9 protein-coding genes are annotated in these 13,164 nt (G+C 46.1%); 4 read left to right on the top strand and 5 right to left on the bottom strand.

Features of this window, described 5'->3' with window-relative positions; translation table 11 throughout:
* Positions 1–242 precede the first annotated feature (242 nt).
* Together KW548_04635 and dacB are read left to right on the top strand one after the other, a co-directional pair.
* Positions 243–1,262: a porin gene (locus KW548_04635; GenBank protein ID QXX07322.1), complete on the top strand. Its 1,020-nt coding sequence runs from the start codon at positions 243–245 to the stop codon at positions 1,260–1,262.
* 102 nt (positions 1,263–1,364) lie between these two features.
* Positions 1,365–2,795: a serine-type D-Ala-D-Ala carboxypeptidase gene (dacB, locus tag KW548_04630; GenBank protein ID QXX07321.1), complete on the top strand. Its 1,431-nt coding sequence runs from the start codon at positions 1,365–1,367 to the stop codon at positions 2,793–2,795.
* Here dacB and KW548_04625 read toward each other — a convergent pair.
* The gene (locus KW548_04625; protein QXX07320.1) at positions 2,774–3,619 is read right to left on the bottom strand and encodes a magnesium transporter; all 846 of its coding nucleotides are present in this window, start codon (positions 3,617–3,619) and stop codon (positions 2,774–2,776) included. The two genes, dacB and KW548_04625, sit on opposite strands and share 22 nt — an antisense overlap.
* 393 nt (positions 3,620–4,012) lie before the next feature.
* Complete coding sequence (gene tyrS, locus KW548_04620; protein ID QXX07319.1) at positions 4,013–5,200, bottom strand: tyrosine--tRNA ligase; 1,188 nt, start codon at positions 5,198–5,200, stop codon at positions 4,013–4,015.
* Between the two features lie 128 nt (positions 5,201–5,328).
* Between tyrS and KW548_04615 the strand changes: the two genes are divergently transcribed.
* On the top strand, positions 5,329–6,615 hold the full coding sequence (locus KW548_04615; protein ID QXX07318.1) for a peptidoglycan DD-metalloendopeptidase family protein: 1,287 nt from the start codon (positions 5,329–5,331) through the stop codon (positions 6,613–6,615).
* Between the two features lie 36 nt (positions 6,616–6,651).
* Here KW548_04615 and KW548_04610 read toward each other — a convergent pair whose 3' ends face one another.
* From KW548_04610 to erpA, 3 genes are all read right to left on the bottom strand, one after another.
* Entirely contained in the window at positions 6,652–9,765 is a 3,114-nt protein-coding gene (locus KW548_04610; protein ID QXX07317.1) for an efflux RND transporter permease subunit, read from the bottom strand.
* A 12-nt stretch (positions 9,766–9,777) separates the two neighbouring features.
* On the bottom strand, positions 9,778–10,857 hold the full coding sequence (locus KW548_04605) for an efflux RND transporter periplasmic adaptor subunit (protein ID QXX07316.1): 1,080 nt from the start codon (positions 10,855–10,857) through the stop codon (positions 9,778–9,780).
* Between the two features lie 182 nt (positions 10,858–11,039).
* A complete protein-coding gene (gene erpA, locus KW548_04600) occupies positions 11,040–11,381 on the bottom strand; it encodes an iron-sulfur cluster insertion protein ErpA (protein ID QXX07315.1) in 342 nt (113 codons plus the stop codon).
* 255 nt (positions 11,382–11,636) lie between these two features.
* Here erpA and hemL point away from each other — a divergent pair, with 255 nt between their 5' ends.
* Positions 11,637–12,929, top strand: a complete 1,293-nt coding sequence (gene hemL, locus KW548_04595) for a glutamate-1-semialdehyde 2,1-aminomutase (GenBank protein ID QXX07314.1) — start codon at positions 11,637–11,639, stop codon at positions 12,927–12,929.
* The last annotated feature ends 235 nt before the right edge of the window (positions 12,930–13,164 follow it).

The following is a 13,164-nucleotide window of genomic DNA, read 5'->3' as shown; positions in this document are numbered from 1 at the left end:
TTGATTATTTTTTACATAAAATAAAACAGTGTTCATTATTCCAATTTATATCATTTTACTAACTCATCGAGGAACTTTGGCGGTACAACAAGGCTCACCAAATGCTCTATGGCATTCCATGTGTGTTGTATTTCTTATCAATGATCACTCGAATCCATAGAACGGAAGAAAGAGAAAGGTGTAGCAAACTTTATGCTGTTTCTCAAAAAACTATTTATGGACAGTAAATTAGGACTTATAAGATGAACAAAACTCTGATCGCTCTAGCAGTTTCTGCAGCAGCAGTGGCAACTGGCGCAAACGCGGCGGAAATCTACAGCCAAGACGGCAACACTATCGAAATGGGAGGCCGCGCAGAAGCTCGCCTATCTCTAAAAGATGGTAAAGCTCAAGACAACTCTCGCGTGCGCCTGAACTTCCTAGGTACAGCTCAGATCAACGACAGCCTATACGGTGTCGGTTTCTACGAAGGTGAGTTCACTACAAATGAAAATGGTGGCGCAACAGATAGCAGCACAGACACTCTAACAAACCGTTACCTATACGGTGGTCTGGGTGGTCAGTTTGGTGAAGTCACTTATGGTAAAAACGAAGGTGCCCTAGGCGTACTAACAGACTTTACTGATATCATGGCTTACCATGGTAACTCAGCAGCAGACAAGCTAGCTGTAGCTGATCGTTCAGACAACATGATCTCTTACAAAGGCCAATTTGCTGACCTTGGCGTAAAAGCGAGCTACCGTTTTGCTGACCGTACAGAAGATGCAACTACGGGTTCATACACAGACAACGATGCTGACGGCTACTCTCTATCAGCTATCTACGCTTTCGGCGAAAGTGGTGTGAAGGTAGGTGCTGGTTACGCTGCTCAAGACGAAGCTAACGAGTACATGGGTACTGCGTCATACTCAATCAATGACCTTTACTTTGCTGGTATTTACACAGACGGTGAAAAGCAACTTTCTAACTCAAAGAGCACTGTTGACTACACAGGTTACGAACTAGCAGCAGCCTACACTATGGGTCAGACTGTTTTCTCGACGACATACAACAACGCAGAAACTAACAAAGAGACTTCTGCTGACAACGTAGCAATTGATGCAACTTACTACTTCAAGCCTAACTTCCGTGGCTACGTTTCTTACAACTTTAACCTAATCAGTGAAGGCGATAAGATCGGTTCGGTAGCAGCTTCAAACGGCACAGCTAGCAAGATTGACTCAGAAGACGAAATCGCTCTAGGTCTACGTTACGACTTCTAATTTGTGATTTAACGTCATGATATCTAAACGCCCGCTGCTAGCGGGCGTTTTTTTTTACTGGCTATACTGCTTTCTTGTCTTTCGATCTCACGGCGCTTTGCTATGCAGCTTTCCAAACTGTTTCTGTTGTTTTTTATCTCTCTGTTTTCTCTCTCAGCTTTTGCCTATGCGCCCGTGGGTCAATTGCCCAATGGCAGTCGAGCAGCTCTGCTTGTAGAATCACTCGACCAGCAAAATTCCTTACTTGATACTCACAATAGTGATCAGTACTTTCCTCCCGCGAGCACACTCAAGCTCGTCACTGCCTTAGCAGCAAAGCTTGAGCTAGGTGATAACTTTCGCTTTGAAACCCAACTTGAGCAAACCGATAAAGACATCATCATCCACTTTTCTGGCGACCCTACTCTGACAACTGAAGATTTAAAGCAGTTGTTTGTCGTCGCGAAGAGACATGGACTTAGCACGATTAAAGGCGACATCTGGTTAGATAACAGCGCGTTTACTGGATACGACCGCGCTGTCGGCTGGCCATGGGATATACTAGGCGTTTGTTATAGCGCCCCTGCAACTGCCATTTCACTTGACGGTAACTGTGTCCAAGCTTCTATTTATACCCAAGATGATGGCAACACTCGCGTTTACGTACCGGAGCACTTTCCTGTCTACGTCACTACCCAGGCATCCAGTGTCAGCAAAGACCATCAAGAAAGTACTCAGTGTGATTTGGAGCTGATCTCCTCTCCAGATAACCATTATCAGCTTCAAGGTTGTTTAACCGAGCGGAGCAAACCCCTGCCACTCAAATTCGCGGTACAAGATCCTGAGCTTTACACTCAGCGAATGTTAAACAGCGTGTTAAACCAATTAAATCTGCCTTTCTCAGGAACGGTACGTATTGGGCGACCAGATCACTCAACCAGCAAGGTCCTTCTCGCCACTCATAGTTCTTTACCACTCACAAAGTTACTTGAAACCATGCTGAAAAAATCGGATAACCTGATCGCCGATAATCTCACTAAAACACTGGGGGCCAAGTTTTATATCCAGCCCGGCAGCTTCAGCAATGGTACTAAAGCTATTAAGCAGATTATTTTTTCCAACACCGGAATAAACTTAGAGGCCACCCCAATGGCCGACGGTTCTGGTTTATCAAGAAACAACCGTTTTACCAGTCAGGCGATGTCTAAAATCTTACGCTACATCTGGCTCAATGACAGCACATTGAAGATGATTGATTTGATGCCAAAGTCGGGTGAATCTGGCACGCTAAAATATCGCCGAAGTATGCGTAAAGACCCAATAAAAGGAGCACTAATCGCTAAAAGTGGTTCACTTTACGGCAGTAATAATATGGCTGGTTTTGGGCTAGATGGGTCGGGAAAGCCAACCACCTTGTTCGTACAGTATGTGGCAGATTATTTGCCACCAAAGAAAAAGAGCGATGGTAAACCGACCATCGCTCCTATCACACAATTTGAAACTTTGTTTTATCAAGACATCGTAAAATTCAGTCAGGCAATGCCTAGAAAGTGATTCACAACGGTGAAGTAAATCCACATACCGGATATATCGACAATCGAAGCTAACACTGGGCTCACCAATACAGCTGGGTCCAGTTTGAACGCCCGAGCGAGAATCGGTAACAAACCGCCTAAGGTTGTCGACATCGTTACCTGAATAAACAGTGCGACTGCAATCGCCAGTGCGATATTGATGAGTTCAAAGCCGCCCGTTGATGCGCCATCACTAAACAGCATGACCCTGCCAACAATGACCAGCGCGATAGCCAAAGCCAAACACAATGCGACACGACTTTCTTTCCAAAACACCGCCAACCACTGGCGCTTTTTCAGCTCCCCTGTCGCTAAAGCTCGTATCACCAAAGTCGCCGCTTGAGAACCCGTGTTGCCGCCAGCTGCAGCAATGACGGGCATATAAACCGCCAACAACACCAGTTGACTCAAGGTGTCCTCATACTGGGCAATGATTAACCCAGAAACAATACCCAACAACGCCAAGGCAATGATCCAGCCAATGCGCTGTTTCACGTGCCCCAATACGGATGTACTAAGGTAACTGTTGGATGTTTCCACCTCTGAATGAATCAGGCCTAATTGGTGCGCGTAATGGCGCGCTAGCTTGTCATGGCCTTCATTTTCCAGCACAGAAATCAACTGCTGGACATAGCCAACTGAACAGTGGTGCAAGATAGCTACCGCTTCTTCAATAGGCATCACAGTCAACAAGTGAACCTGCTGTTGTTGCTCGTATTGCAGAAATGCATTGCGAGCTGCCCCAATTTCTTCCGAAGAGAAATGTAGGGTGTTTTCAATGTATGTATTGCTCATTACCGTCATGGCGAATCTCCCGATTGGCAGTAGGTAACGACCATCCAGTTACAGCAAGCACAACAAGCCTAACGCATACTGAGTATGAGTCTGTAACTGAATACTAGATAGGAAGGAGAAAAATCTGAGATTACTCAAGAAAAGAGACACTCTGCCACTTAGGCAGAGACGAAGATCGCCAATACCGAAGCGGTTTATTTTTCTCCCTTCATACTAGGAGGATGGTCGGTATTGTTCATAAAAATCTCCGAATGAACTGCCAGTTTGGCAGCGCGAGCATGATAACAAAGCGCAGGCTTTTTTACAGTCAATTTAATGAAAAAATCTCAGACTATTGACCAAATTTCTCGTATTAAAAAAGCGCCATTGAGGCGCTTTTTGTTATTGATGTTCAGCAGACGCTTACTTAATCGTAATACGAGCAAATTTACGTTTACCAACTTGGAATACGTACGTACCTGCTTGCGGCGCAAACTTAGAATCGGCGACTTTCTCACTATCAATCTTCGCAGCACCTTGCTTGACCATACGCATCGCTTCAGAGGTCGACGCACATAGGCCAGCTTCTTTCAGAAGGTTGCTAACCGGAAGGCCTGCATCAAATTCAAACTCTGGCATTTCATCTGGAATTTGATTCTTAGCAAAACGATTCACGAACTCTTGCTCGGCTGAGTCTGCATCCGCTTCGCTATGGAAGCGAGCAATGATCTCTTTTGCTAGCAAGACTTTAATGTCACGTGGGTTCTTACCTTCAGCAATACTTGCTTTAAACTGTTCGATTTCTTCCAAAGGACGGAACGACAGCAGTTCGTAGTAACTCCACATCAAATCGTCTGAGATTGACATGATCTTACCGAACATTTCACTTGGTGCTTCACTGATACCGATGTAGTTGTTAGCAGACTTCGACATTTTCTTCTCGCCGTCCAAACCAACAAGAAGTGGCATCATTAGTACCGCCTGTGGCTTCTGACCATTCGATTTTTGCAACTCGCGGCCCATCAGCAGGTTAAACTTCTGATCGGTACCACCTAGCTCAACGTCAGTTTCCATCGCAACGGAGTCCCAACCTTGCAGCAATGGGTACATAAACTCATGGATAGCGATTGGCTGACCGCCTGCGTAACGCTTTTTAAAGTCATCACGTTCAAGCATGCGAGCAACCGTTTGGTTCGCTGCAAGACGGATCATGCCTTCTGCGCCTAGTTCAGATAGCCATTCCGAGTTGAACTGAATCTTAGTTTTCGCAGGATCAAGGATCTTAAACACCTGTTCCTTGTAAGTTTCGGCATTTCGAAGTACATCTTCACGGCTCAGTGGTGGGCGAGTACTGTTCTTACCCGTTGGGTCACCGACCATAGCGGTGAAATCACCGATAAGGAACGTCACTTCATGGCCAAGCTCTTGGAACAAGCGTAGCTTATTGAAAATAACCGTGTGACCCAGGTGAATGTCTGGAGCGGTTGGATCAGCACCCAACTTAATACGTAGAGGACGATTCTCTTTCAGCTTTTCAATCAGCTCTTCTTCTGGAATTAGCTCTTCAACGCCGCGTTTAATCTCGGCCAGTGCAGCTTCAATGCTCGCCATTCTTGTTCACTCCCACAGATTTGGCAAAAATTTGGTAATTTCCCATCTTACTTGAATAGCGATGCTTTTTGAAACCAGTTAGACTAAACAGCTAGCTATTTTTACTGAATTTTTTAGAACGAACATAAATGTTGTCTATTTTTGCTCGACTTCCATGGATGCACCGAGCCTGTATCACCTTATTTAGTGCACTGATTGTCATCGCACTTTTTCTGCCATCACCTCAAGATCTCAGACCGGATGAGAAGCTTTATGAGGTTGGTGAACACTACCCTATCGCAATCGATGCTGAGGCGTTGATGTCTTCTGATTCAGAAAACACAGCGGCCTCACTGCGCTGGGAGAAACACACCATAGGTTCTGGTGACAGCATGGCTCTGCTTTTTCAACGAGCTGGTCTCTCCTCCCGCCTACTGTATGATCTGACCACAACCAGCAAAGAAATTAAGCAGCAGCTGACACGAGTCCGTCCTGGCGACTCCTTTCAGTTCGGTTTCGACACAGATGATCAACTGGTCCAGATAAAGCGTCAGCTCAATGCTTACGAAACCTTTTTAATTACCCGCTCTGAGACTGGATTTACTTCGCAACTCAATAAAAAAGAAGTCTCTTACCAATACAACTATGCAGAAGCAGACATCACGTCCAATTTCTGGAACGCGGGAGTTGGTGCAGGCCTCACTGCCAATCAGATTATGGAGTTGGCGGGTATTTTTGGCTGGGACATTGATTTCGCGCTCGACATCCGTAAAGGCGATCATTTTGAGATCCTGTATCAGGAACGCGTGGTAGAGGGAGAAGTGGTTGGACGTGGTAAGATTATCGCAGCAATTTTTACCAACCAAGGCGACACCTTCAAAGCGATTATCAATGATAAGAATGGCAACTACTACGATGAAAATGGTCGTGCGATGAAGAAAGCCTTCTTGCGTTCGCCACTGGATTTCCGTCGTGTTTCTTCCAACTTTAATCCTCGCCGTCGCCACCCAGTGACAGGAAAAGTACGTGCACACAGAGGAACAGATTACGCAGCCCCTGTAGGAACACCAATTTGGGCCGCTGGTGATGGTATCGTGCAAAAATCCAGCTACAACCAGTTCAATGGTAATTACGTATTCATCAAACACAGCAATACTTACATCACCAAGTACTTGCACTTAACTAAGCGAACGGTGAAAACCGGTCAGCGTGTCAAACAAGGCCAAACTATTGGTACTTTGGGCGGAACAGGACGAGTGACTGGCCCTCACCTGCATTATGAGTTCCTAGTCAATGGTGTTCACAAGAACCCAAGAACCGTTAAACTTCCACAATCTAAGTCATTAACTGGTAAAGATAAAGCCACCTTTATCGCCAACGCCAAGTTAAGGCTAGAAAAACTTGATCGCTACGGTGAACTGCTCGCGACTCGTTAAACTGTTTTAAGAAAAAGCCCGCTACTGCGGGCTTTTTTAATCTTCTACAATGATATTCGCGTTTTCTTCAACCTTGTGCTGCCGACCCAACATCAACAAGCATGGCGTCAACACCAAAGTTAATACCGTTGCAAACGCTAGCCCTCCAGCAACGGCGGTTGCCAATTGCGACCACCACTGAGTGCTTGGCGCACCGAACTCAACTTTCTGATTAATCAAGTCGATATTCATCTCCAATACCATAGGTAGAAGACCTAGAATTGTCGTCACTGTGGTTAGCAGAACTGGACGCAAACGCTGCATCCCTGTCCTTAAAATCGCATCTCGCTTATCCATACCGCGCTTGAGAAGTTGATTGTAGGTATCAATCAAAACGATGTTGTTATTCACCACAATGCCCGCCAAAGCAATCACCCCAATCCCTGACATGATAACGCCAAATGGCTTTTGGAAGATAAGTAAGCCAACAAAAACGCCCACGGTGGAGAACAGCACAGCACTGAGGATTAAAAATGCTTGATAGAAGCTATTAAACTGGGTGATCAAGATTAACGCCATCACTACTAAAGCGATCAAAAATGCCTTCTGTAAAAAAGCGGAGGAGTTTTCCTGTTCTTCATTCTGGCCACGAATCTTAAACTCGACCCCATCTGGCAGGTTCAGATCGGCAAGTGCTTGTTCAACGTTAGGCAGCTCCAACGCTAAGTTGTAGCCTTCTTTCATGTCGGCAAAAATATTGATCACTCTATGCCCGTCTATACGCCGTATCGTGTCTTGCTTATGATCAGGAACAATGCTGGCAAAGTTGGTGATAGGAACCATACCCGCGGCGGTTTTGACTTTAAGCTGATCGAAACGGCCAATATCACGCTTATCTTCTGGGTAACGAACCAGAATATCGACCTCTTCAGTGGCATCGTCTGGTAAGTAGTCCCCAAGTTTGAGGCCATTAGTGACAAACTGAACTGTATTGCCGACTAATGTCGCATCAGCGAGAAAGCGGGAGGCATCATCACGGCGGATGTCTATCTGCCAGTCGATGCCTTCTTTACTCGAGGTATCACTAATATTGGTGAAAGCAGGGTATGCATCTGCCCAGTGACGAACCATTTTAGCCGCACGGTCTAGCTCTCCCGGAATGCGCGTCGACATTTCAATCACCAGATCATGCTCCACAGGCGGCCCCGCATCTGGGAACTTGTACTCGATTTCTACCCCAGCGTATTGGTCGGTCGTTTGCTTTAATTCATCAATAATGGTTTTCACTTTACGGCGATATTGCCAATCCACTGGCGTGATCTGAATCTGGCCGATTTCATCGTCACCACCCGTTTTGGTATAAACGCTTTCAAATTCATCATGACCGAGCATGACAGACTCGATATCACGCATGATGACGTCTTTTTCATTGATAGACAGATCGCCATAAGAACGTACTTTGACAGTAAAGAATGGCGGGTCCACTTCAGGAAAAAACTCTGCACCTAAACCCGCTTTGGCATAGGTGAAACCGACTCCCACAGCAAGTAAAATCGCGCTTAACAGAATCTTTAGTGGATGGCGTAAAGCGATGTTAAGTGTTTCAAGATAGAGTTTAGTGAGCCCAGTCGCCTTAGAAAAGTCACCATCATGCAGAGCAACCATTTTCTCACGTTGCTGTTGAGTGACATGTTGCGGCTTGCCAATCAAGCCACCTAGCACAGGGACAAACAACAATGCCATTGCCAATGACGCTGCCAATGTGGCAATCAGGGTCAAAGGCAGGTATTTCATAAACTCGCCGGTAATATCTGGCCAAAATAATAACGGAGCAAATGCCGCTAAGGTTGTCGCGGTAGACGCTGTAATAGGCCAGGCCATACGTTTGGCGGCATCCCGGTATGCATCTCGGCGCGGCGTTCCTTCTTGCATACGACGATCAGCAAACTCCGTCACAACAATCGCGCCATCCACCAGCATACCGACCGCCATGATCAACGAGAACAACACCACAATGTTGACCGTCAAACCAAACACAGAAAGAACCAATAACCCGGTAAGAAACGAGCCGGGAATGGACACCCCCACTAATAAGGCCGTTCGGACACCCAAAATGGCGATGATCACTACAACAACCAGAATGATCGCTGACAGAATGTTGTTTTGCAGGTCATTGAGCATCATTTTGACGTCTTTCGACTGATCCCAAGTGTACTTCACCTGTAAGTTATTCGGCCAGTCGACGCGTTTTTGGCCTTCTTCCATGACCTGCTTGATCAAAGCAACAGTCTCAATAATGTTTTCGCCCGCTCGCTTTTTCACATCCAGAACAATCGCAGATTCGCCGTCAAGACGCGCGTAACTTTCAGGATCGCGAAACGCTCTGCGAACCGTTGCGACATCACCGAAAGTGATCACTTGTTTCCCGTCTACCTTAACTGGTAACTCTAGAACATCTTTCAACGAATCAAATACGGATGGGACTTTGACGGAGAAACGACCATAACCAGTGTCAACGAAACCTGCCGCCACAACTCGGTTATTGAGCGCAATAAGATTATAGATATCCGCTTGATCTAATCCATAGCTCTCCATTAATAAAGGGTCAACAATGATCTCAACTATGTCTTCCCTATCACCAGCGATATCGACTTCTAAGATCTGTCGGAAACTCTCCAGCTTATCTCGGAGTTGACGGGCTATTTGCACTATGGTGCGCTCGGGCACCGTACCATACAAAACCACCGTCAAAGCCGGCTCTTCTGAAGCGAACGTTACCTCATTGACCGTCGGCTCATCACTGTCTTCCGGTAATTTGGGCTTGGCTAAATCCACCGCTTCTCGCACATCCGCCATGGCTTTATTCAGATCCACACCAACACTAAACTCCAATTGTACGGAAGCATGCCCTTCGGAAGCGGTTGAGGTCATCTCCTTGACCCCTTCAATCGAGCGCAACTCTTGCTCGATTGGGCGAACCAAGAGACGTTCAGCATCAGTCGGTGAAATACCCTGATGCCCCACGGATACATAAATGATCGGAATGGTGATATCTGGGCTGGATTCTTTCGGTACCGTCAGGTACGTCATCACACCAGCTATCAAAACGAAAACCAATAACACCAGCATGGTACGGGTGCGAGATAAGGCCGCATCAATTAAGGCGTACATAATGACTCCTTACTATTGCTGCTCGACAGCGATCACTGGATCGCCGTCTCGCACAAAGCCTTGCCCAGTGGTGATAATACTGACCTGCTCACCCAACCCTGTTAGCCATACGCCGTCTTGCTCCGCTTTGACTAGCTGAATCGGAATAAAGTGCACTCTTTCTTCAATAAGCGTTTTAACTCCTAAGTTGCCAGATTCATCCAAGGCCAACATTGCTGGAGTCACTTTCACTGCCAGTTGCTGCTTGAGATTGAGTTCGACTTCAGCACTGATCCCAGCAGGAATTTTTTGCTGTGGATTAGGCAGAATAATTTCTATCGGAAAAGTATTGGTAGAAGCTGAAGAAATCCGAGAAATATAACGAACCTTACCCTCGACTTTTTGGCCACCAATAAAACTGACTAAAGCAGGCTGGTTAAGCGTAAGGTCTTGGATATGACGTTCGCTCACATCGGCTTCAATTACTACCTGACTAAGATCAATCAAACTTGCAACCGGATCACCAACGCCAACAAAATCACCGAGTTCGATATCCAAGCTGTCGACAATGCCGCTAAATGGTGCTGTGACCGCAGTATTTCTCAGAGCAATTTTGGCATTGCTTACCATTGCTTTGGCTTCAACTAAGGCCGCCTGCGCATTGCTGAAAGCCACCTCGCCTTGTAATCCTTTATCTTTAAGTGACTGAGCTGCCTTGTATTCTTTCTCACGCACTTTAAGCATGGCCTTAGCACGCTCAAGCTGGATCTCTAAATCCCCTTTATCAATCAAAGCAATGACTTGCCCCTGCTTGACGCTATATCCCTTGCGTACTTTTAACTCAACGATTTTTCCCGCGATCTCTGCACCGAGCTTAGCCTGTTTTTCTGGTGCGGTTCTGCCGTATAAGTCGATGGATTTATGGGTATTTTGAGCAGCAAAGGTCTGAAAGGCCACTTTCGCCAATGGCACAACGTCTTGCTGATGCTCAGGCTGACCATCGTCTGCTTTGAGTGTGCCAAGACCGAGCCAAATCGATAAAATGAGAATAATGACGAGTGAAACAATGTAGGGTCTGGCCGTGAGAAAACGGAATAGTGAAAATCTGCCCATAACAATCCTTTGCTAAGTAAAAGCACCAACGCTTATAGGCTCAGGATATAAATTAACCAGTGAAAAATAAAACACAGTTGGACAGTAATTCAGCCAAGGTCTCAGTTCTGGCCGAGTTGCATAGGTATTTAGAAGAAAAAAAAGCCGCGACTTAGCGCAGCTCTTCAAATAAGGCTTTTGATTTAGACACTGAATGAAGCGCCACAGCCACAAGTTGTTGTCGCATTAGGGTTACTAACAAAGAAACGTGAACCTTCCAACCCCTCGGTATAATCTACTTGACCACCAACAAGATACTGTAAGCTCATTGGGTCAACCACAAGCGTGACGCCGCTATTTACAATCGTGGTATCGCCGTCATTGACACTCTCATCGAATGTGAAGCCATACTGAAAGCCGCTGCAGCCCCCACCCGTAATGTAAACACGCAACTTCAGGTTTGGATTTTCTTCTTCAGCGATTAGCGCGCCGACACGTTGTGCCGCTGCATCTGAAAATGTTAGTGGGATATTTAGTTCGCTCACGATGACCTCTCTCACTCATGTAAATCCAATCACTGCACACAGTTTTGGATAAATCATCTTTCTATAATCGGTCCATTATCTAATACCTGAGTTATCCGTTCAAGTATTCACCACCTTTCGTCGATTTTTTTCATAAAAACTCCGCTTTCTTGATGGAAAACTGCCCATAATGTGGCGCAAAGCGTTTTCTTGAATAGGAATCGGCGGGTACAATGCCAGCCAAATTGGTCCGAGCAATCAAAAGAGGATATATCCATGACCAAATCAGCAGAGCTTTACGAAAAAGCACAACAGACTATTCCTGGTGGCGTTAACTCTCCAGTACGTGCTTTCAATGGCGTTGGCGGTGCACCTATTTTTGTAGAACGTGCAGATGGCCCGTTGATTTTCGATGCTGATGGTAAAGCGTATATTGATTATGTTGGCTCTTGGGGTCCTATGATCCTCGGCCACAACCACGCGGTCATTCGCGAAGCAGTGATTGAAGCAGCGCAACGCGGTCTAAGTTTTGGTGCGCCAACGGAATTGGAAATCCAAATGGCAGAACTGGTCTCTGAGCTCGTCCCATCAATGGAACAAGTCAGAATGGTCAGCTCAGGCACAGAAGCGACCATGAGTGCCATTCGCCTCGCACGCGGCTTTACCAACAGAGACAAAATTATCAAGTTTGAAGGCTGCTACCACGGTCATGCAGACAGCTTGCTGGTAAAAGCGGGGTCTGGTGCACTGACACTTGGTCAACCAAGCTCTCCAGGTGTTCCTGCCGATTTTGCAAAGCACACGCTAACCGCGACATTTAATGATTTAGATTCTGTTCGCGAACTGTTCGCAGCCAACAAAGGCGAAATCGCTTGTATTATCGTTGAACCCGTCGCGGGCAACATGAACTGTATCCCACCCGTCGCAGGGTTCCACGAAGGCTTACGTCAAATCTGTGATGAAGAAGGTGCACTGCTGATCTTTGATGAAGTCATGACTGGTTTCCGCGTCGCTTTAGGTGGTGCTCAAGGCTATTACAATATCAAGCCAGATATCACTACCCTAGGTAAAGTCATCGGTGGTGGTATGCCAGTGGGTGCCTTTGGTGGCCGTAAAGACGTAATGCAACACATCGCGCCAACAGGTCCGGTTTATCAGGCAGGTACGTTGTCTGGCAACCCAGTAGCAATGGCGGCAGGTTACGCTTGTTTAAGCCTATTGCAAGAAGAAGGTAACGAGAAACGCCTCGCTTCAAAAACCAAACAATTAGCCGATGGTTTTAAATCTCTTGCCGAGCAACACGGTATTCCAATGGTCGTGAATCAAGTCGGTGGCATGTTTGGTTTCTTCTTTACTGAACAGGAAGAAATAAACTGCTATGAAGACGTCACCAAATGCGACATCGAACGCTTTAAACGCTTCTTCCACCTAATGCTAGAGCATGGCGTTTATCTAGCGCCGTCGGCTTTTGAAGCCAGCTTTACGTCGTTGGCACATGGCAGCAAAGAGATTGAAGCGACATTAGAAGCAGCAGATCGCTGCTTTGCGATTCTAGCCAAAGAAGCGTAATTCAACATGATAATAAAAAAGGCTGCGCATGCAGCCTTTTTTATCGCCAGTTAAATACCACTAACACTACCAGAAGAAAAAGAATCAGTGAGAACCAAGGCATTTTTCGCTTCGGCTTAGTACTCCCACAACAGGATTTATCATTATTACAACAGCCCATAATTTCATCCTACGCTGATAACATTTTGATATTGCATTGAAGACTCAATGTTTTACAGCCATTATACTGCTATTG

The sequence above is a fragment of the Vibrio neptunius genome (assembly GCA_019339365.1).
Classification (GTDB): Bacteria; Pseudomonadota; Gammaproteobacteria; order Enterobacterales; family Vibrionaceae; genus Vibrio; species Vibrio neptunius.
This window is presented reverse-complemented; position numbering and strand designations above follow the sequence as displayed.